This window comes from Streptomyces sp. NPDC107538, assembly GCF_055657445.1.
This window is the reverse complement of sequence record NZ_JBVKAY010000005.1, coordinates 591,023-608,883: the sequence shown is the minus strand read 5'-3', so window position 1 is coordinate 608,883 and position 17,861 is coordinate 591,023. Positions and strand designations below refer to the sequence as shown.

Genomic DNA, 17,861 nt, shown 5'->3' with positions numbered 1-17,861 from the left:
CGGTACGGCGGCCGGTGTGCGAAGTCGTACGGGTCGCACGAGGTCGTACGGGGGTGTACGGGGTCGTACGGGGTTGTGTGGGGTGCGAGGTCGCGCGGGGTGCGAGCCGTGGTGCTGGTGCCTTCGGGGCTCTCCCGGGAGCCGTTGGGCCCGGGGGAGCCCCTACGGCGCCGGGAAGCCCTCGGCGCTGTCCTGCGCGGCCCTCAGCCGAACTGGGCGGCCACCCCCGTCGCGAAGGACGTGTCGCAGACCGGGCGGGCGAAGGACTGCGCGCGCGTGGGGCCGTACGCACGGACGGCGGCGCGGCCGAGGGCGCGGGCGATGGAGGTGCAGTGCTTCGCCAGGGCCGGGCGGCCGTTCACCGCCTGCTGGAGGTGGGTGAGGGCGACGCCCGGGTCCTCCTCCTGGAGTTCCACGAGGAGTTTGTCGCGCAACACCTCGTGCGGGGCGCGGGTCTTGGCGCGCTGGGAGACCTCCGAGGCGGCGAGCATCGACTCCGCTGGCTCGGAGCCCGACCAGTTGACGCGGGTCACCGCGAGGGTGCCGGAGAGGACCATGACGACGGGCAGGACCAGGGCCAGGGAGCGGCCGATCCGGCGGGCGGGGCCGCGACCGCGCCGCGTCCGTTGGGTGTGGGTGTGGGTGTGCTTCACGCGAGTGAGGGTAGCGCGGGGTAGTGATATGGCGACATTAGGTCACCGATACGGGGGATGCCGAAGCGCCGCTTCCCGGGCACGGGGTTGACGAACGCGGTTCGAAATAGGCGTATTTGCCGGGGTAGTTGGGGGCAGCGAAAAAGGCCCCGCAGATGTTTGCGGAGCCTTTTTCGTCAACCTGGGTGATTTATCCCGGGTAGGTGGTTTCGCGACCGGCCGTCACGGGTGATCGCGAACGACCGTGTCCGGCTCAGTCGGAGAGGCGCTCGCCCGTGGAGGTCGAGAACACGTGGTTCTCGCCCGGACGCGGGACGACGTGCAGCGTCGCGCCCTTCTCCGGGACCTGGCGGCCGTTGACGCGGACCACGAGGTCCTTGGTCTCGCCGCCGACCTCGGCGGTGCCGTAGACGTAACCGTCGGCGCCGAGCTCCTCGACGACGTTGACGGAGACGGCGAGGCCGGCCGGGGCGTCCTCGGTGTCCTTCGACAGGGAGGAGGCGACGGCGCCGTCGTGCTCGACGATGTCGAAGTGCTCGGGGCGGACACCGACGGTGACGGTGGTGTCACCCTTGTCGGAGGCGGCCTTGAGGGCGTCACGGTTGACCGGGACGACGCTGTTGCCGAACTTCACACCGCCGTCGGTGATCGGGACCTCGACCAGGTTCATGGCCGGGGAGCCGATGAAGCCGGCGACGAAGAGGTTGGCCGGGCGGTCGTACATGTTGCGCGGGGTGTCGACCTGCTGGAGCAGACCGTCCTTGAGGACCGCGACGCGGTCGCCCATCGTCATGGCCTCGACCTGGTCGTGGGTGACGTAGACGGTGGTGATGCCGAGGCGGCGCTGGAGCGACGCGATCTGCGTACGGGTCGAGACACGGAGCTTGGCGTCGAGGTTCGACAGCGGCTCGTCCATGAGGAAGACCTGGGGCTCACGCACGATGGCGCGACCCATCGCGACACGCTGGCGCTGACCGCCGGAGAGGGCCTTCGGCTTGCGGTCCAGGTACTCGGTGAGGTCGAGGATCTTCGCGGCCTCCTCGACCTTCTGCCGGATCTCCGCCTTGTTGACGCCGGCGATCTTCAGGGCGAAGCCCATGTTGTCGGCGACGGTCATGTGCGGGTAGAGCGCGTAGTTCTGGAACACCATGGCGATGTCCCGGTCCTTCGGCGGCAGGTGCGTGACGTCGCGGTCACCGATGCGGATGGCGCCGCCGTTGACGTCCTCGAGCCCCGCGAGCATGCGGAGCGAGGTGGACTTGCCGCAACCGGACGGGCCGACCAGAACGAGGAACTCCCCGTCCTCGATCTCGATCTCGAGACCGTCGACGGCGGGCTTCGTGGAACCCGGGTAGATCCGGGTCGCCTTGTCGAACGTAACTGTGGCCATGGGTCGTAGGCCCCCTTCACCGGCAGGAACGTGCCGGACGATCCGAGTAAAGGTGGTGATCCGCCGCGGACGGTTCCGCGGTGGTGTAGTCCACGGGAGTGGATTGGGTCAGGACGGTACCTCCCGTTCACCGGGTCTGTCAGTACCTGGACCCCTGTGAACTTCGCGGAAATTTTCGACGAGGGCACCCTGTGACGTGGGTACACTGCACGGGCGCCCCCGCGAGGGGCCCTGCCTCCTTAGCTCAGCTGGCCAGAGCAACGCACTTGTAATGCGTAGGTCGTCGGTTCGAATCCGACAGGGGGCTCTGAACGGAAGTGGCTGGTCAACGGCCCAATAGGTCGACCCCCTAGCAAGATCATCACTAGGGGGTCGTACACATTTCGTACACGTCACTTTGATCGCTAAGCGTCGGTGAGCGACGCATCCGCCAAAGCCAGTGCGACCTTCCGCCCGGCATCGAGGGCATCCGCCACCTCGTCGAGCCGGTCGGGCCACAAGTGCGAGTACGTGTTCAGCGTCATCGCCGCATCCTTGTGCCCGAGCATCGTCTGTACGACCTTCACGTCGGCGCCGGCCGCGATGCTCAGGGAGGCTGCGGTGTGCCGCAGCTTGTGCGGCGTGACGCCCATGCCCTCCAGGCCCGCCTCCTTCACGGCAGGGTCGAACACCCTCGCCCGGAAGTTGGCGTAGCGCAGCGGTCCGCCCTCGGGTGCCGTGAAGAGAAGGTCGTCCGCGCGGCGGTCGTGAGCCAGGCTCCCCAACTCGTCGGCGAACGACCGGGGGAGCGGCACGGACCGCTTCTCGTGGTTCTTCACCGGGCCGAGGGCGAGCACGCCTTTGACGTCGGTGTAGTTCTGCACGATCCGTATCCGGCGCTTGGGCACCGACAGACGGCCGGCCTTCACCGCGGACGCCTCAGCCCACCGGATCCCGCAGTGCCCGAGGGTGAGGATCAACAGCCGGTATTCACCCGCGGCGAGGGCCAGCCGCTCCAGCTGGTCGTAGGTGAGGTAGACGTGCTCGTCCTCGTCGTCCGGGCGCGGGAGTTCGTGGTCGTGGCAGGGGCTGACCGCGACTCGCTTCGAGAACACCGCGTGTTTCATGACCATGGACAGCACCCGGTACGCCTTGACGTTGCGCGCCGGGCCGAGCTGCTTACCGGCCTTGCCCGGCTTCGTCTCCAGCTCGGTCAGCCACGCGTCGACGTCCTCCCACGAGACGGCCGCCACCTGCCAGTCACCCCACTTGGGGATCACATAGTTGTCGAGCAGGTCCCGGTAGTCCCGCTTCGTCGTCCGGCCGATCTTCCGCTTCGAGGTGAACCACTCCTCAGCGACCACCTTCACCGCAGCCTTCCCCGACTTCGGGTCGCGGTACGAACCCTTGTCGAGCCGGGCCGTGACCGCGTCCTTCTCTGCCTCGGCTTGCGGCAGCTTCCCGAACGTCTTTGCCTTCGGCTTCCCATCGGGCTGATACCAGCGCACCCGCCAGCGTCCGGGCGCCTCCCGCTTGCTGCCCCGCTTCTTCGCGGCCTGCCAGCGTTCCATCGCCTCCTGGTAGTCGGCGTGGTTCGCCCTGTCCTCGATCCAGACTCGCGCCACGTCAGTCGCCCCCCTCGGTCTCGCCGCCGAGCTTCATCTGGCCGACAAGGCGGCCGTCGGTGTCGTACCAGGCGATGGTTCCGTCGTCGAGGACGGCCATCCGGCCCTTCCCCCCGTGAACGGCGAGCTTGGAGACCCCTTCCATGAGTACTTCGTTGTACTGCTCGTCGAGGGGCCCCCGCGCCCATGCCGGCCGCGCGTCCAGCCGGAAGCGCAGCAGGTCGCCGAGGTGATCCTCCTCGGAGGTCTTCAGCGGCTGGGCACCATCCGCCCACTGCCAGATAGCGCGAGCTGTCGTTGCGTCGGTACCGGTGACCTCGACGGGCGTGCCCTCCGTGACTGCCCACGGGAGGAGCAGCGTCATCGGCGATACGCGGAGCACAGAGGCGAGAGCCGTCAAGTCGTCGACCGTGACTTGACGCTGCTGCTTCTCGATCTTGGCGATGGCCGACGGGGTGATGGGGCGCCCGGCCTTGCCCATGGCGCCCGACAGGGCGTAGATCGTCATGCCTCGGTGCTCACGGAGCCGCTTCACGTTCTCCGCCACCGTGTGGCCGGTCGGTCCGTACTGGGCTGCGGGGCGCGGTCGGCGTGTCTCCTCGGTCATGACCAAAAGGGTAGGCGGCATCGGTGTCCATTTCATTCCCTGGGGTGGTACCTTCGTCTGCGTCACGTGTTCACTGTATCCATAGTCGTAGTCATTGTGAACACAGAACTGGAGATAATGATGGGCGAGGGTGCCGCGGAGACGGCCATCGAGAAGGCGAAGAAGGACGGGCTTCTCAGCCCGAAGGACGTGCACACCGAGTACGGGTTCAGCCCGCAGACGCTGGCCAACTGGCGGTGGACGGGCACGGGGCCCGACTACATCAAGACGTCGCCGGGTCGCGGTGGACGCATCAAGTACCGGCGCTCCGCCATCGAGCAGTGGCTCCAGGCGCAGACGGTGAGGACCGGGGGCACTGCGGCATGACCCACAACGACAAGACGCCCCGGATGTCGGCCGGGGCGTCTCAGAAGAACCTCGCTGCGGGCGGCGGCGGTGGGCTCGACGCCATCGTGTCACACCCCCTCCCCAAGGCGAAGCAGCAGGGACTGTTCCCCGCGGCCACGGCGGACGACGGTGTACCCGTCGTCCGCCCCATCGCCCTCGTAACTCGTGGCCGGGTCGAATTCACTGGCCGGTGTCCGAGGTGCGACGGCTGGCATCGGCACATCCACCTTGGCAAGGTCACCGCCCCGTGCGGTGCCCGGTACAACCTCCAGCCCAAGCGCGGCCGGGCGAGGAGGGCGGCATGAGCAAGCTGACCATTCCCGAGATCACCGAAGACGACGACACCATCTCCGCGGCCCTGAAGTACAGGGCGGCCGGCTGGTACGTCCTCCCCGTCTCACGCGCCAGCAAGCACCCCGGTTCGATCCTCGGCAAGGGTTGGCCGGCCAAGTCCAGCCGCGACGTGGACCAGATCGTCACGTGGTTCGCCGGATCGTCCGCCTGCCTCGCCCTGCACATCGGCCGCTCCGGCGGCATCACCTTCGACGTCGACCACCCTGACCGCATCCCCGCCGAACTCGCGCAGGCCGTCGCTGAGACGGGCGCCCCGTTCCAGTCGACGCGCTCCAACGTGGCCGGGCGCGGTCACTACATGTTCGCCGTTCCCGAAGGGCGGAACCTAGGCAACGGCACTGGCGGTCTCGGTAAGGGCTGGGGTGAGGTACGCGGCCGTAACGGGATCGTCGTCGTCGCCCCTTCCGTACACGAGAAGGAGGCCGAGGGCGCTCGCTACCGGTGGGAGCGCACCGGCGCCGTGCCGGTCCTGCCTCCCGTTGTCGCCGACCTGCTGCGCGATGCCGGTGAAAGCGCGGACGCCGTCACCGATGCACAGTTGTGGGAGTTCGTGCAGCGACACACCGCCTCCGAGCGGCCCGACCTGCTGAAGGGGCTTCTCACCCAGTTCGCTGCCGCTCTCGCGTCCGGCGAGTCTCGGCATGAGGCCGCCGTGCGTCTGACGGCCTCGGCGGTGCGGGAGTCGGTCGCCGGGCTCTACCCCGCCAAGACGGCCGCCTCTCAGATGTTCGAGGCGTTCGCCGACGCTATGGGCCGAAGCCGCGATGGAGTTGAGCGCGTCGTCAGCCGGAGCATGGCCCGCAGCGAGTACTTCGGCATCCTCGCCTGGGCCATCGGGCAGCTCACCGAGGTCGATGTTGCTGCCGTCCGCCGCCGTGTCGAGGAACTGCGCCAGCGGCAGCGTCCGCACCGACAACCGGCGCGACCGGCATCAGGTGGCAACGCCCTCGTCGGCCTGGTCCAGGTCGTTCTCGACGCCGACAAGAGCCCGGTCCGCACGTTGCATTGGGCGGCTTGCAGGGCGTTTGAACACGTGGCGGACGGCCGCCTCGACGAGGGTGCCGCCGAGCGGGCGTTGATCCGTGCCGCAGTCGAGGCCGGCCTTTCGGAGGGTGAAGCACAGAGAACCGTCGCGTCAGCACGCGGCATGACCGCAGGAGCCGCACGGTGACCGACGACGGCAAGAAGCCCACCCTCCAGCTCGTCAAGGACGAGAAGAAGAACAGCAAGGGCCGCGCCCACGAGATCGTCACGGACAAGGGCGTCGCGGTGGAGAAGGGCCGCGGCCCGTCGCAGGCCTCCCAGCTCGTCGCCCTCGCTCGTGAACGGTACGACCTCTTCATGTCCGAGGACGGGCGTCCGTACGGCGTGCGGAAGGACGGGGCGAACATCGCCCTCCCCCTCCGAGGCAAGGCCGGTCTGCGCTCCCAGCTCGCCCTTCTCTACACCGACGGGAACGGCGGCGCCGCTCCCTCCCAGTCGGCCCTCGCAGACGCCATGACCGTGCTGGAGGGGGCGGCGCAGGCAGCAGATCCGCGAGTGCCGCACCTGCGGGTCGGGCGCCACCAGGACCGCCTTGTCGTCGACCTCGGCACGTCGGACGGCCGGTGCGTCACCATCGGCCCGGACGGCTGGGAGCGCGCAGGGAAGTCCCCGGTCCTCTTCCGTAGGTCCGGCGCGATGAAGCCGCTCCCCGAACCCGTACGAGACGGTGACGGACTGACCCGGCTGCAAGAGCTGCTCAACACCGACGAGGAACACTTCCGGCTCCTGGCGGCGTGGCTCGTTGCCTGCTTCATCCCCGACCTGCCGCACCCGATCCTCACCTTCCGGGGCGAGCAGGGGACCGGCAAGTCGTACGCGGCGAAGATGGTCATCGGCATCATCGACCCGTCCGGCGCCCCGAAGCGGACCGCTCCGAGGGACATCAAGTCGTGGGCGACGCAGGCCTTCAACTCGTGGGCTCTGTGCCTGGACAACGTGAGCATCATCCCGGATTGGCTGTCGGATGCTCTGTGCCGGGCGGTCACGGGTGACGGCATCGTGGACCGGGCCCTGTACACCGACGACGACGTGGTGGTCCTGGAGTTCCGGCGGGTGCTGGCCATGACCACCATCGACGCCGGCGCCCTCGCGGGTGACCTCGCCGAGCGGCTCCTCACGATCGAGCTGCACACCATCCCGGACCACAAGCGGCGCGAGGAAGCCGAGATGGACCAGGCCTACGCCGATGCCCACCCCGGCATCTTGGCCTCACTGTTCGACCTGCTCGCCGAGGTGCTCAAGGTGCTGCCGGACGTGCAGCTGACGGAGCGTCCGCGCATGGCCGACTTCGCCCGTGTCCTCGCGGCCGTGGACCAGGTGCGGGGCTGGAAGACGCTGGAGTCGTACAAGGCGACGGCCCGCGAAGCGGTGGCTGACGTCCTCGAAGGCGAGCCGTTCGCTCAGGCCGTCGTCGCGCTTGTCGACCGGTCCGGCCCGCTCGGGGTGACGGTCACCGCCTCGGAGTTGCTGGAGCGCGTACTCACCCCGGACAAGTTGCCGAAGAAGTGGCCGAAGGACTCCACGCGCGCAGGCGGTCAGCTCAAGCGGCTCGCGCCCGCGCTGCGGACGATCGGGATCGAGGTGGACGACTCGGAGCGGCAGCCGAAGGGCAACCGATCCCGCCTCTACAAGCTGACGGCATCAGAGAGTAGGCGCAAGTCAGCACCCGCAGCGCCCACAGCGCCCGCAACCGGGTCTGACCAGCGGGAATCTGCGGGTGCTAGCGCAGGGTCCAGAACCCGCAACGGCGGATTCAGCACCCGCAGAGAGTCGGGCGCGGGCGCTGCGGGTGCTGGCGCGGGTGCTGGCGATTCCACAGCACCCGCAGCTGACACCCTCCCTGACCTCGACGGATACACCATCGCGGGCGCTCCGGGTGCTGCGGGCGCTGAAATGCAGCCTCTCTCTAACGCCGCCACCTGTACCGGGTGCGGCTAACCGCTCGACGTCACCGAGCCCGGCCAGACCACCCACCCCACTTGCTGACGGGAGACCCCGTGATCCGCAACTACGTCTGCGTACGAGGCGCCTCCGCCATCGGCGCGACCGGGCCCGGCGACATCGGCCCGTACGGGCGGTGGCCCGACCCCGACGAGGACGACGTCAACGACGGCCTCGACGACAAGCAGCACGACAGCAACACCAGTACCGAGAGGACAACCCGATGACCGAGCAGCCCGTGTCACGAGACACACTCCCCCTCACCCTGATCGACCCCGACCCCGGCCAGCCCCGCCGCCAGTTCGACGAGACCGCCCTCACCGAACTCGCCGAATCCATGACGACCACCGGCCTGGCCGAGCCGATCCTCGTACGGCCCGCCGGCGACCGGTACACGATCGTGTGCGGTGAGCGCCGCTGGCGCGCGGCCCAGACTGCCGGATGGACCGAGATCCCCGCCAGGGTCCAGGACATCGCCCCTGCCGATGTGCCCTACCTCCAGCTCGCCGAGAACATCAGCCGCTCCTCGCTGTCCCCGGTCGAAGAGGCCCGGTCGTTCCGGCGCCTCCTCGATGCGGGCGATACTCAGCAGCAACTTGCCGCACGCATCGGCAAGGACCGCTCGTACGTCGCGCAGAAGCTGCGCCTCCTCGACCTCCCCGCCCCGCTGACGACGCTCGTCGACAGCGGCGCACTCTCCGAGGGGCACATCCGGCAACTGCTGCGCATCCGCGGTCTCTACACCCCGCGGCACGTCATCGGCGCGGTGGGCGACGAGATCGACTACGGGTCGTGGGCGAGCATCTGGGACGACACCACCAGCACCGAGGCCCGCGCCAACCTGACGTTCATCCTGCTGCGCTCGTGCCGTCCGGAGGACTGGCCGCCGGCCTACCCGTTCAACCCCTCGCAACAGCTCGTGGTGGACGCTGCTGAAGCGTTCTGCCGGGAGGTTGCCGAGCAGGGCCACGCCTACCCGCGGTGGGCGCTGGTGGCGTTCTACTTCGCGGCGCTCACGGTGCAGTTGAAGGTGTCGGTCGCGAACCTGGACCGGGTCATTGACGGATGGATCGCCAGGGTGAAGGCCGCGCTCGTCTACTGCCGGGACATTCACGGCGTGACCTACAAGAACGCCCCGGAGCCTGTGTCACGTGACACGCCGGGCTACCCGTACAAGCAGATGCGCGAGCTGCTGTGGTGGGACCACATGGCCGATCTGCGGCACGCCGGTCTGCTGGACCACAACGACCACATCGGGTTCGAGGACGCCATGGAGGCGATGACCGAGGTCGGTCTCCCCCTGCCCTCGGAGTGCCAGCCGCACGGCCCGCACCACAAGGAGTACCGGGAGATCGCGGCCCGCATTGAGGAGCTGGAAGCAGCGTGACCGCGACGCACGATGGCCGCCCGGTCCCTACCCGGGCGGCCATCCCGCCAGCATCCCAGACCCCTAGGAGGTGACCGTCAGCGTCCGGAAATGGCCTGACCGAGTTGGACGCCAAGGCCCGCGCCGCCGTCCTCCTCGCCAGAGGAACCAGCACAGACGAAACCGGTAAACAGGTCGGCGTGTCCGGGCGCACCGTACGACGGTGGGCCGAGGCCCCCGAGTTCAAGGCCGAGGTCGAGGCCGCCCGCCGCGCGCTGCTCGACGAGGCCGTCAAAGCACTCTCCGCCGCAGCACGGGACGCGGTCGACGTCCTCCACCAGAGCCTCAGCGACGAGACCCCCAGCATCCGCCTGCGGGCAGCCGTTGCCCTGCTCGGCGCCCTGCCGTCGATCAGTGAGCACGTGGCGCTGGAGGAGCGCATCTCGGCCCTGGAGGCAGCCCTCAACCCCGAAGGAAGGAGCGCGGCATGAGCAGCCGCAGGATCGGCGCCCGGCTGGAGCGCCTTGAACAGCATCTGGGTACCGCGCCCGACCTGGCACGGGAGACCGCCGAACACGGTGGGCTGGTCTGGTCGGTGGCGGGCTTCCGTGCGTACGGGCAGGACACCCCGGCCGGTGCCCGTCTGGCGGTCGTCGGCCCGACCGGGACCACCATGTACGAGGTGGACGGCGTGAGCCTTGAGGACCTCCGGTGAAGCGGGGAGTGGCCGAGCGGCTCGGACAACTGGAGGAGCGTGCGGCCGAGCGGGAGAAGGAACTCGCGGAGAAGATCGTCACGGTCATGACGAGGGTCCTGCGCGACGTACTCGCGGACCTTGACCTCACCCCGGAGCAGAAGCGTCTGGCGGCTGAGGCGACACCCCGGCACCTGCGTCTGATGGCCGCCGAGCTGAGGAAGGAGAGCACGTCGTGAGGGGCCGACTGCACGCCCGGCTGGACCGGCTGGAGCGGGGGACGCCGGCGGCGCAGGCCCTCGGCAAGGAGGTGACGCGGCTGGTCGACCAGTACGTGGCCGAGGGCGGGGATCTGGCCGAGCTGTTGCCGCTGTTCGGCCTGGCCGAGATGGCGGGAGAGGAAGCGTGAAGCCGAGTTGGCCGACGCGGTCGTGGGGCGTGCCTCCGTTTGTGCGTCAGGCGGGGGAACGGCTGCGCTGCGCCTCGGACCCTGATGCGTGGCATTCGGATCGGACGACGGGCGAGGACGCTGCGCGGCTGTGTGCGGACTGTCCGGCGCTGACGGAGTGCAGGGCTTACGGCCTGTCGGATTCGAGGCTGACGGGCGTGTGGGGTGGCCTGACGGGGGCGGAACGTCAGCGGCGGCGGTCTCGTGCGGCGCAGCGGCGACGTGCGGCGCAGGCGGCGGCGTAGTCGCGGCTGGTGGGTGACCGGCTGCCTGCCCCTTGAGGTAACGGTTGTCGTATTTGCACAATGGCGGAGGCCCGGTCCTGGGAGACAGGAACCGGGCCTTTTGCCGTGACCACGCCATCGAACGCCCTTCCATGTTAGCCCATTTGTGCAGGTAAAGCGGCTAGAATGATGGTAGCTATTCGGTCTGCCGTGACGTGAATAGCGGCCATCGAGCAAGGGAGAAGCATTGTGGTTTCTCAACAGGACATCGATCAGGCGGACGCTGCGGTTGAGGTAGCGGAGACCGCGCTTGACCGGGCCGAGGACTACCACGAGAAGGCTGGCGGGAAGGTGGCCATAGCCGAGCTTGTCGTCGCGAGGGCCGACGCGGGCGCCGCCAGGTCTACGGCCCGCCGGCTCCGGGCTCAGTTCGCCGCCGAGCAGGCGGTCCGCGCCCGTCGTACGGCTGCTGAGGCGTCGTTTGCGGCGGACCGGGACAAGGTGTCGGCCGAGCTTGCGGCGGGGCGTGACGAGGCCGCTCGGGCGGTCGCCGCCCTGGACCGGGCCGCGGCCGAGGCGCTGCGGGCGGTCGCCACGTACTCGGAGTTGGTGCGGTCGACGGCTCAGGGGATGCAGGCGGCTGGTCTGCGGCACGACGACGGCGGTGTCGAAGGTGGCGCGGCGGACGGTTCGGTTCACCTCGGGGTCGAGGTGTGGCGGCCGGTTTCGGGTCCGGACGTGTTGGCCTCGCTGGTGTCGTCGGCGGTTGCTGCGCATGATCAGCGTCATCCGCTGGCGGCGAAGTGGCGGTTCTCGGGTGGGCTGCTGGCTCAGGCCGGTCAGGCTGAGCTGTTGAAGGCGGCGGGGCGGTGACCCGGCTGGCGGGTGGCCCGTACGGAGGGCCGCCGGACGGTGGGCTGACGATCGCCATGACCGAGTTCGCACATCGGATCGACGGGGCGCGTGCGGTGTTCGTCGAGTCCGGGGCGCCGATTGGCGGCGATGGCGTGAGCACGGTCGTGCGGGCGCTCACTGCCGCTCTCGCGGGCGCGGACACGGCGCCGGTCCCGGTGGCGCCTGTGTCGTCTGTGCGGGCACAGACAGGGGCCAGGACGCTTGGGCGGCGGTGGTTCGAGATCCGTAACCGGGTGGCCGCGGGCACGGCCGAGATCCACGTCTACGGGGATGTGGGCGACGGCGGTATCACGGCAGCTGAGTTCATCCGGGAGTTGAACGGCATCGACGCCGGGGCGATCACGGTGCGGATCAACTCCGGTGGCGGGCAGGTCTTCGACGGCCTGGCGATCCACAACGCGCTACGGGCGCACCCGGCGCGGGTGACGGTGTACGTCGATGCTCTCGCGGCGTCGATCGCGAGCGTGATCGCGATGGTCGGTGACTGGGTGATCATGCGGGGTCATTCGCAGCTGATGAGCCACGACGCACGGAACTGGCTCGGGGACTCCAGTCCGAAGGAGATGCGCGAGTACGCCGACTTCCTCGACAAGCAGTCGGACAATCTCGCGGACGTCTACGTGAGGCGTGCGGGTGGGACGCGCGCGGAGTGGCGGGCGCGGATGGCCACGGACACGTGGTACAGCGCCGAGGAGGCGGTGACCGCCGGCCTCGCGGACGAGGTGCAGGAGTAGGCCGCGCGAGCCCTACGTGTGGGAGCCCCCGGCACGACTGTCACGGCCGCGCTCGGGGGCTCTCGGCTACTTGCCGACCCGCCACTCCACCGGCTCGTCCAGATCCCCCGGCGAGTACAACACCCGCTCCGCCGTGCCAAACCCCTTCGGGACCTCGAAGAAGACGTTGCCGCGCACGCAGTCTCCGCCCTTGACCTTCGCGTCCATCGGATACACCGGCGGCGGCAACTCGCTCCCGGTCATGTGGAAGGGCTCCAGCCGCGACCCGTCCTCGTAGGCCAGAGACCACGTGAACGGGGCCACCGTGATCGGCTCATCGCCTTCGTTGCACACCTTCACCTCGACGAGGGCCAGCGTCTGCCCATCCTGGAACAGTCCCGTCGGGTTCCTGAGGCCCTTGTCCTTGTGGGCGAGCACGGCGGCGGAGAACTTGTTGCCGCCCGCGTCGATGTCGACCTTGTCGCCGAGGTTCAACGTCTCCTGGCTGGGCGAGGGTGACGGGCTTGCCTTCGTGCTGCTGGCTGACGGCGTGTTGGCCGCCTTGACCACAGTCGGTGCGGGGTCGTCGTTGCTGGAGTTGGAGACGACGATTCCTGCGGTGACGATGCTGGCGATGAGCACGGCTGCGGTGCTGATGATGATCGTGTTCGTGTGGTTGCGCTTCGGCGGCTGTGGTGCCGGTGGTGTGGCAGGCGCGGGTGGCGGTGTGGCGTCGCTCATGGTCCCCCCAAGGACGTGCGTGTGCGTGGAGAGAATCATGAGGCCAGCGGGGACCGTACGGGCCGGTATGGCCATCCCGTGACCCTCGGGTGTGATGCTGGCCTTCAGCGCAGTGCCTCGATGGCCTTGAGGATCAGGGAGCGTGCCTCCGCCCCGTACACAGCCATGCTCCGCAGCTGATCGAACGTCTTCGCGTACTGATCGATCTCGCTGGGCTGCGTCACGTTGATCTGCGCCGAGACCAACTCCACCGCCACCATCGAGTCGTCGTAGATATGGAACGTCTCCTCGGGCCACCTCGTCCGGCGGGCCGTGGCCATCGGGATGATGCCGAGGGACACCGCGGGGAGCGCGCCGGCGGTGAGCAGGTGGCCGAGTTGGGCGGCCATCGCATCAGCATCGCCGAGCCGGTAGTGCAGTACCGGCTCCTCGACGACCAGGACGAAGCGGCGTCCGGGCTCATGGATGATGCGGGACCTCTCGACGCGGGCGCGTGCGGCCTCCGCGCTGTCGTCCACGGGCAGATCGTCGGCGCGCGCCGCGATGCCGAGCACGGAGGCCGCGTAGCCCTCTGTCTGGAGCAGGCCGGGGACCAGGGTGGACGAGTAGATCCGGAAGAGTTCGGTGTCGCGGTAGAGCCGGGAGCGGCTGTCCTGCAAGTGCTTGAGGCCGGCGCGGACCTGGTCTCGCCATTCCTTGTACATCAGCTCGGCGTTAAGGGACTGGACGATGAGGTCCTGCGCCTGGCGCTCGGAGTGGGTAGCGGCGCACCACCGGCGGATGTCCTTCGCGGTGGGGCCGGTGAGGGCGTTCTCGATGCGGGAGGTCTTCGAGTAGTGCCAGCCGCAGGCGGAGGCCAGCTCGACGATCGTCAGTCCTGCCTCCTTGCGCAGGTCGCGCAGCCGTCGGGCGACGGCTTCTCGCGCGGCCTGGGCGGACGAGGACGGGGAGACGGGCATGAACTGGCCTACCGGTGCTTCCTGCTAGCGGATCTCGTACTGGTCGTGTGGCGTGGCGCGCTCCCACACCGCCTCGAAGGCCTGGGCGCAGAGCTTGGCGGCCGAGGGGTCGTCGGAGAGTTCGTGGCCGGCGGAGGCCCCGTCGCCGCTGAAGTAGCCCCAGCGGATCAGGTGCTCGTCGAACAGCCAGAAGTCGTTGCCCGGCAGGGCGATGTCGGAGGCGCGGCGGCGAGGGAGCCAGCGGACCTTTTCTCCCGCGTGGATGTTGACGCCGGTGGAGGCGTGCTCGTAGCGGATGTAGTCGGAGACCGGTTCCGAGATGATGCGCGCCCGCCGCACGACGACCCCGCGGGCGACGGCCCCGGAGATCAGGTCGACCCAGGGCCTCCAGTACGCGGACGCGGGGTCGGTGTCCCGTAGGCCGGTGCGCTGCCAGGTGGCGAAGTCCTCGGCCTCGTCAGTGACGGCGTACTGGTCGCGCATTTCCAGATGTATTGCGGAGCGCGTGCAGTTGGCCATCAGCTCATCGAACGGCGGCACGCTCGACGGCATCGCACGCCTCCCTGATCATCGACACCATGCTGGCGGGGATACGGACCACGGCCTCGTCGGCCGGGATGCCTTTCGCGTGGCCCGGCACTTCGAACGCGGCGCATTCCGCTTCGAGTTCGGGGCCGGGCTTCCAGCCCTGGAAGACGAGTTCCCCCTTCTCTCGATCCACCCACACCGTCGGGCTGTCCGCCTTGCCGGTATCGGGGTCGATCCCGAAGAACAGTAGTGGCACGTCAGCCTCCATCCACGAGCCTTGCGTTTCTTTGCATCACGGTCGTGGCTGGCTGTGGGCCGGTCAAGAGGGCGTTGCGCCAACCACTCGGACAGGGAGGGCTGTTGCAAAGATCTGCACATCGCTGGCCGTGCCGCTCGCGACGCTCCTAGCGTCGGCCGGTGCGACGAAACCCCGGCGGTGCGTGAACACCCCGGGGCGCGGCCAACGCTTCCAAGGAGCGTCAACGTGACCATTCCTACCACCCACCCGAGCGAGACGGCAGAGGCGCCCGCGCCGCCGATCGACATCGAGACAATGCGCGAGAGCGCCCGCCGGCTGCTCGCCGAAAATGCCGAACCCCCGGGCGCCGACGAACTGGAGACGCTCACCCTCCAACTGCGCGGGCACATCATGCTGGCCATCCCCGAGGTGGAGGCCGCGGCCTGGAAGCTCGACGCGGACGATGTCCCCCGAGCCTGCGCGCTGGCCTGCGTCGGCGAGGCCCGCATGCGCCTCGACCTGAACCCCGGCCCGACCCCGGCGGCGATGCTCGCGCACGCTCAGCGGCTCGCCCGGTCCGTGGACTCCCTCTGCGACCACTACGAGAACTTGGAGTTCGCGCTCACGAGCGAGATCGAGGAGCGTTGGCACGATCCGGGGTCGGGGCCGGGCGTCATGGTGCGGGTGTACGTCTGTGTCGACGGGGATCCTGACGCGGCGTATCAGAGGATCCTGGACCATGGGGTGGACTGCCTGACCTGTCGGGCCCTGGACAAGGACGGCAAGGCGAGCGCCGAGTGTGCGACCGCCCGGCGTCTGCATCTGGCCTGGCGGATGACGCAGCGCAAGCCGAAGAGGCGCCGCTGACTCCCGCCCGCCCCCGCACCCCGTGAACATGGGGGCGGGCGGGGCCCGGCGCGTACGCGTCTCCGCAGCCGGGCATGACGAAGGCCCCCGTCCTCGGTTGAGGCGGGGGCCGTTGTCATACGGGCAGGGAGTAGCCCGTATGACGGAACGCGGGTAGCCGCAGATGGTGCCGCGTGATGGCGTTGCGATATGGCTGTTTCCGCTCTCATTGTCGCTTTACTTGCCGCAGTCGGGGCCCTCGGGTCGGCGATCATGGCGATGATCGCCTATGGGTCCAGTAAGAAGGTCCGCCGGCAAACCGAGCAGGACGCGGAGAAACTGAATAAGCGCGACCTGTTTTTGTCCCTCCACGAGAGGCTGACCGCGCCTGAGCAGCTGTTGGGCCGTCGCATCATCAGGGAAAGGATCAACACCCCCGAGGACGCGAAGAAGCTACGGGAAACTCGGGACCCGGACGGCCACGCAGCTGCCAGCGCGGTGGCTATGCTCGACATTCTGAGCTTGTACGTCGAGCGGGGCTTCGTGGAAAAGGATCTCGTCCTCGACGAGTGGGGCCACTCACTGGCCGACCTCAACGCCAATGCGGCCATTTTCGTCAGGGACCGTATTGAGAACGGCCGGGCACCGTGGTGCCACTTCCAGGATTTTTCGGCCGAAGCAGTCAAGTGGTCTCGTGACCGCCGCTGGTGAGAACCTGTGCCGCGCCAACAGACGCGCCTGCGTGGGCCTCCCTGTTCGTCGAGGCCGTGCTCTCCGCCGGCCGCACCATGCCATGACCTGCTCGGGACTGAACGGAGGAGCGGCGGCGACAGCTTCATCGACCCGCTTGCAGTTCTCCGGCCCGAAGGTGGCTTCCGCATCAGCGAGAGAGAACGGCTCGCTCATGCCGCGCTCCCGGCATCAACGGCTGGCCGGGGCGCTGGCACGGCAAGGCCGGGGCGCGTCATGATCCGGCGGAGTTCTTCGACCAGTTCGGGCGTCGGGTCCGGGGCGGCCTTCACGCGCTCGCGGATCCTGGCGACCGTCGCGTCGCCGAGAATCGCCCGGCGCTCCTCGCGGGTCATGCGTCGGTCGACCACGACCGGGCGTCCGTCGCGTTGTGGGCGTGCCACGCCTGGCACTTCGCCAGGTCGTAGCGGCGCCGCTGCCCGGCGAACGGCTCGTCCGGCATGCCGGCCTTGCGCCACTGGTCGATCTGCCAGGTGGAGACGCCGTAGTACGTCTCGATCTCGCGCTGGGTCAGGAGGGGGGTGAGGTTGCCGGGGAGGGGGACGCGGCGTTCACGCTTCATTCGCTCGGTTGGTCTGTTCATGCGGCATGGCTGCCCTCCAGCTGCGGCGGCCGCTCCGCCTGATCGTGCGGTTTACCGAGGGCGTGTCACTCAGACAGAGCGATAAGACTGCAGGGCTGCCACCCCTTACACCGGCATAACGTGGCCAGCTATGGCTGGTAGCGTCGCGGACCCGCGAAGGGAGAACCCAGATGGAAGGCTTCTTCGATGGCCTGGAGCAGGCGATCACGGATAAGAACTGGCATGCGGCGCTGGTCATGTCGCTGACGTTGCCGGACATCTGCGCCAAGGTAGTGACGCCCACCGGCGGATCCAAACGGCGGTATGTGGCGTGGTTCGACCAGTATCTGAGGCCCAAGTACACCAGCAGGGTCGGCCGTCGGCGAGAGCCTTTCGTCTTCCTGTCTGGAGACGACTGCTACGCGCTGCGCTGTGCGCTGCTGCACGAGGGTTCTGCGGATATTACTCAGCAGCAGGCCAGGCGGGTGCTTGAACTCTTCCGCTTCTATGTCCCCGGGAAACGCAACATACGGGCGCACCGCAACAGGTTCAATGACACGCTCATCCTGATGGTTGACGAGTTCGCAAATGACGTACTTGACGCAGCTCGGGCTTGGTGGGGGTCACTGACCGAGGAAGAGCGTGCGGCGACGAGGCAGCGTCAGCTGGTTCTCTCTGACTCCGACACCATGCTGGGTATCTGATCGCGACCCTGTACCGCATGGAGGATGCGGTCTTTGGCCGTAACCTGCGGCGATCCTCCGCGCCTGCCGCCTCAAGGGCGACGGCGTCCACCACGCCATGCTCAGCATCGCCCGGCTACGCAACCTCACCCTCGCCGGATAGGAGAGTGGCCCGCACCTCGGGCGATCACAGCCCAGGTCACTCGGAGATCTT

25 protein-coding genes, 1 tRNA gene and 1 pseudogene are annotated in these 17,861 nt (G+C 68.7%); 17 read left to right on the top strand and 10 right to left on the bottom strand.

Annotation, left to right across the window (positions count from 1 at the left end):
* Positions 1–203: 203 nt before the first annotated feature.
* Both ACZ7MG_RS21130 and ACZ7MG_RS21125 read right to left on the bottom strand, forming a co-directional pair.
* Positions 204–653, bottom strand: a complete 450-nt coding sequence (locus tag ACZ7MG_RS21130; RefSeq protein ID WP_471388681.1) for a hypothetical protein — start codon at positions 651–653, stop codon at positions 204–206.
* A gap of 253 nt (positions 654–906) precedes the next feature.
* Positions 907–2,043 (bottom strand): ABC transporter ATP-binding protein, encoded by a 1,137-nt coding sequence (locus ACZ7MG_RS21125; protein WP_471388684.1) that lies wholly within the window; start codon positions 2,041–2,043, stop codon positions 907–909.
* 233 nt (positions 2,044–2,276) lie between these two features.
* On the opposite strand from ACZ7MG_RS21125, the gene ACZ7MG_RS21120 reads away from it, so the two are divergent.
* Positions 2,277–2,350: transfer RNA gene (locus ACZ7MG_RS21120), tRNA-Thr, on the top strand.
* Between the two features lie 97 nt (positions 2,351–2,447).
* Here ACZ7MG_RS21120 and ACZ7MG_RS21115 read toward each other — a convergent pair.
* Together ACZ7MG_RS21115 and ACZ7MG_RS21110 are read right to left on the bottom strand one after the other, a co-directional pair.
* Entirely contained in the window at positions 2,448–3,647 is a 1,200-nt protein-coding gene (locus tag ACZ7MG_RS21115) for a tyrosine-type recombinase/integrase (protein WP_471388686.1), read from the bottom strand.
* 1 nt (position 3,648) lies between these two features.
* The gene (locus tag ACZ7MG_RS21110; protein WP_471388688.1) at positions 3,649–4,254 is read right to left on the bottom strand and encodes a helix-turn-helix domain-containing protein; all 606 of its coding nucleotides are present in this window, start codon (positions 4,252–4,254) and stop codon (positions 3,649–3,651) included.
* Between the two features lie 96 nt (positions 4,255–4,350).
* Here ACZ7MG_RS21110 and ACZ7MG_RS21105 point away from each other — a divergent pair, with 96 nt between their 5' ends.
* The 12 genes from ACZ7MG_RS21105 to ACZ7MG_RS21050 all read left to right on the top strand — a co-directional run bounded on the left by ACZ7MG_RS21105 (position 4,351) and on the right by ACZ7MG_RS21050 (position 12,361).
* Positions 4,351–4,620 (top strand): helix-turn-helix transcriptional regulator, encoded by a 270-nt coding sequence (locus ACZ7MG_RS21105; protein WP_471388691.1) that lies wholly within the window; start codon positions 4,351–4,353, stop codon positions 4,618–4,620.
* A gap of 322 nt (positions 4,621–4,942) precedes the next feature.
* Positions 4,943–6,166 (top strand): bifunctional DNA primase/polymerase, encoded by a 1,224-nt coding sequence (locus ACZ7MG_RS21100; RefSeq protein ID WP_471388694.1) that lies wholly within the window; start codon positions 4,943–4,945, stop codon positions 6,164–6,166.
* The gene (locus ACZ7MG_RS21095) at positions 6,163–7,977 is read left to right on the top strand and encodes an ATP-binding protein (protein ID WP_471388697.1); all 1,815 of its coding nucleotides are present in this window, start codon (positions 6,163–6,165) and stop codon (positions 7,975–7,977) included. Before ACZ7MG_RS21100 ends, ACZ7MG_RS21095 begins: the two co-directional genes overlap by 4 nt.
* Before the next feature lie 59 nt (positions 7,978–8,036).
* On the top strand, positions 8,037–8,207 hold the full coding sequence (locus ACZ7MG_RS21090) for a hypothetical protein (protein WP_471388700.1): 171 nt from the start codon (positions 8,037–8,039) through the stop codon (positions 8,205–8,207).
* A complete protein-coding gene (locus ACZ7MG_RS21085; RefSeq protein WP_471388702.1) occupies positions 8,204–9,367 on the top strand; it encodes a ParB/RepB/Spo0J family partition protein in 1,164 nt (387 codons plus the stop codon). Before ACZ7MG_RS21090 ends, ACZ7MG_RS21085 begins: the two co-directional genes overlap by 4 nt.
* Positions 9,368–9,471: 104 nt before the next feature.
* Positions 9,472–9,837, top strand: a complete 366-nt coding sequence (locus ACZ7MG_RS21080; RefSeq protein ID WP_471388705.1) for a helix-turn-helix domain-containing protein — start codon at positions 9,472–9,474, stop codon at positions 9,835–9,837.
* Complete coding sequence (locus ACZ7MG_RS21075) at positions 9,834–10,061, top strand: hypothetical protein (RefSeq protein WP_471388707.1); 228 nt, start codon at positions 9,834–9,836, stop codon at positions 10,059–10,061. The genes ACZ7MG_RS21080 and ACZ7MG_RS21075 overlap by 4 nt, the downstream gene beginning before the upstream one ends.
* A complete protein-coding gene (locus ACZ7MG_RS21070; protein ID WP_471388709.1) occupies positions 10,058–10,279 on the top strand; it encodes a hypothetical protein in 222 nt (73 codons plus the stop codon). The genes ACZ7MG_RS21075 and ACZ7MG_RS21070 overlap by 4 nt, the downstream gene beginning before the upstream one ends.
* A complete protein-coding gene (locus ACZ7MG_RS21065) occupies positions 10,276–10,449 on the top strand; it encodes a hypothetical protein (protein WP_471388712.1) in 174 nt (57 codons plus the stop codon). Before ACZ7MG_RS21070 ends, ACZ7MG_RS21065 begins: the two co-directional genes overlap by 4 nt.
* Positions 10,446–10,733: a WhiB family transcriptional regulator gene (locus ACZ7MG_RS21060; protein ID WP_471946149.1), complete on the top strand. Its 288-nt coding sequence runs from the start codon at positions 10,446–10,448 to the stop codon at positions 10,731–10,733. The genes ACZ7MG_RS21065 and ACZ7MG_RS21060 overlap by 4 nt, the downstream gene beginning before the upstream one ends.
* Before the next feature lie 228 nt (positions 10,734–10,961).
* Positions 10,962–11,585: a hypothetical protein gene (locus ACZ7MG_RS21055; RefSeq protein WP_471388713.1), complete on the top strand. Its 624-nt coding sequence runs from the start codon at positions 10,962–10,964 to the stop codon at positions 11,583–11,585.
* A 56-nt stretch (positions 11,586–11,641) separates the two neighbouring features.
* Complete coding sequence (locus ACZ7MG_RS21050) at positions 11,642–12,361, top strand: head maturation protease, ClpP-related (RefSeq protein WP_471388716.1); 720 nt, start codon at positions 11,642–11,644, stop codon at positions 12,359–12,361.
* Positions 12,362–12,427: 66 nt separating this feature from the next.
* Here ACZ7MG_RS21050 and ACZ7MG_RS21045 read toward each other — a convergent pair whose 3' ends face one another.
* The 4 genes from ACZ7MG_RS21045 to ACZ7MG_RS21030 form a co-directional block, all read right to left on the bottom strand.
* Positions 12,428–13,081: a DUF4352 domain-containing protein gene (locus tag ACZ7MG_RS21045; protein WP_471388719.1), complete on the bottom strand. Its 654-nt coding sequence runs from the start codon at positions 13,079–13,081 to the stop codon at positions 12,428–12,430.
* Positions 13,082–13,185: 104 nt separating this feature from the next.
* A complete protein-coding gene (locus ACZ7MG_RS21040) occupies positions 13,186–14,040 on the bottom strand; it encodes a helix-turn-helix domain-containing protein (protein ID WP_471388722.1) in 855 nt (284 codons plus the stop codon).
* Between the two features lie 24 nt (positions 14,041–14,064).
* On the bottom strand, positions 14,065–14,592 hold the full coding sequence (locus ACZ7MG_RS21035; RefSeq protein WP_471388725.1) for a DUF6879 family protein: 528 nt from the start codon (positions 14,590–14,592) through the stop codon (positions 14,065–14,067).
* Positions 14,564–14,836 carry a hypothetical protein gene (locus ACZ7MG_RS21030; protein WP_471388728.1) on the bottom strand — a complete coding sequence of 91 codons (273 nt, stop codon included), beginning with the start codon at positions 14,834–14,836 and terminating at the stop codon, positions 14,564–14,566. The genes ACZ7MG_RS21035 and ACZ7MG_RS21030 overlap by 29 nt, the downstream gene beginning before the upstream one ends.
* A 216-nt stretch (positions 14,837–15,052) precedes the next feature.
* On the opposite strand from ACZ7MG_RS21030, the gene ACZ7MG_RS21025 reads away from it, so the two are divergent.
* Entirely contained in the window at positions 15,053–15,673 is a 621-nt protein-coding gene (locus tag ACZ7MG_RS21025; RefSeq protein ID WP_471388731.1) for a DUF6415 family natural product biosynthesis protein, read from the top strand.
* A gap of 252 nt (positions 15,674–15,925) precedes the next feature.
* Positions 15,926–16,363: a hypothetical protein gene (locus ACZ7MG_RS21020; protein WP_471388733.1), complete on the top strand. Its 438-nt coding sequence runs from the start codon at positions 15,926–15,928 to the stop codon at positions 16,361–16,363.
* 191 nt (positions 16,364–16,554) lie between these two features.
* Here the strand turns inward: ACZ7MG_RS21020 and ACZ7MG_RS21015 are convergent, their stop codons facing one another.
* Both ACZ7MG_RS21015 and ACZ7MG_RS21010 read right to left on the bottom strand, forming a co-directional pair.
* On the bottom strand, positions 16,555–16,737 hold the full coding sequence (locus ACZ7MG_RS21015) for a hypothetical protein (RefSeq protein ID WP_471388736.1): 183 nt from the start codon (positions 16,735–16,737) through the stop codon (positions 16,555–16,557).
* Positions 16,734–16,964 (bottom strand): hypothetical protein, encoded by a 231-nt coding sequence (locus ACZ7MG_RS21010; protein WP_471388739.1) that lies wholly within the window; start codon positions 16,962–16,964, stop codon positions 16,734–16,736. The genes ACZ7MG_RS21015 and ACZ7MG_RS21010 overlap by 4 nt, the downstream gene beginning before the upstream one ends.
* Positions 16,965–17,155: 191 nt before the next feature.
* Between ACZ7MG_RS21010 and ACZ7MG_RS21005 the strand changes: the two genes are divergently transcribed.
* Entirely contained in the window at positions 17,156–17,668 is a 513-nt protein-coding gene (locus ACZ7MG_RS21005) for a hypothetical protein (RefSeq protein WP_471388742.1), read from the top strand.
* 52 nt (positions 17,669–17,720) lie between these two features.
* A pseudogene (locus ACZ7MG_RS21000) lies at positions 17,721–17,810 on the top strand (IS5/IS1182 family transposase); the annotation flags it as partial.
* Positions 17,811–17,861 lie beyond the last annotated feature (51 nt).

Excerpts from the sequence above, each read along its gene's own strand:
- ACZ7MG_RS21075 (WP_471388707.1), top strand. The coding sequence starts at position 9,834 with ATGAGCAGCCGCAGGATCGGCGCCCGGCTGGAGCGCCTTGAACAGCAT.
- ACZ7MG_RS21050 (WP_471388716.1), top strand. The coding sequence starts at position 11,642 with ATGACCGAGTTCGCACATCGGATCGACGGGGCGCGTGCGGTGTTCGTC.
- ACZ7MG_RS21015 (WP_471388736.1), bottom strand. The coding sequence starts at position 16,737 with ATGACCCGCGAGGAGCGCCGGGCGATTCTCGGCGACGCGACGGTCGCC.
- ACZ7MG_RS21010 (WP_471388739.1), bottom strand. The coding sequence starts at position 16,964 with ATGAAGCGTGAACGCCGCGTCCCCCTCCCCGGCAACCTCACCCCCCTC.
- ACZ7MG_RS21085 (WP_471388702.1), top strand. The coding sequence starts at position 8,204 with ATGACCGAGCAGCCCGTGTCACGAGACACACTCCCCCTCACCCTGATC.
- ACZ7MG_RS21005 (WP_471388742.1), top strand. The coding sequence starts at position 17,156 with ATGGAAGGCTTCTTCGATGGCCTGGAGCAGGCGATCACGGATAAGAAC.
- ACZ7MG_RS21020 (WP_471388733.1), top strand. The coding sequence starts at position 15,926 with ATGGCGATGATCGCCTATGGGTCCAGTAAGAAGGTCCGCCGGCAAACC.
- ACZ7MG_RS21035 (WP_471388725.1), bottom strand. The coding sequence starts at position 14,592 with ATGCCGTCGAGCGTGCCGCCGTTCGATGAGCTGATGGCCAACTGCACG.
- ACZ7MG_RS21045 (WP_471388719.1), bottom strand. The coding sequence starts at position 13,081 with ATGAGCGACGCCACACCGCCACCCGCGCCTGCCACACCACCGGCACCA.
- ACZ7MG_RS21125 (WP_471388684.1), bottom strand. The coding sequence starts at position 2,043 with ATGGCCACAGTTACGTTCGACAAGGCGACCCGGATCTACCCGGGTTCC.
- ACZ7MG_RS21030 (WP_471388728.1), bottom strand. The coding sequence starts at position 14,836 with ATGGAGGCTGACGTGCCACTACTGTTCTTCGGGATCGACCCCGATACC.
- ACZ7MG_RS21110 (WP_471388688.1), bottom strand. The coding sequence starts at position 4,254 with ATGACCGAGGAGACACGCCGACCGCGCCCCGCAGCCCAGTACGGACCG.
- ACZ7MG_RS21040 (WP_471388722.1), bottom strand. The coding sequence starts at position 14,040 with ATGCCCGTCTCCCCGTCCTCGTCCGCCCAGGCCGCGCGAGAAGCCGTC.
- ACZ7MG_RS21100 (WP_471388694.1), top strand. The coding sequence starts at position 4,943 with ATGAGCAAGCTGACCATTCCCGAGATCACCGAAGACGACGACACCATC.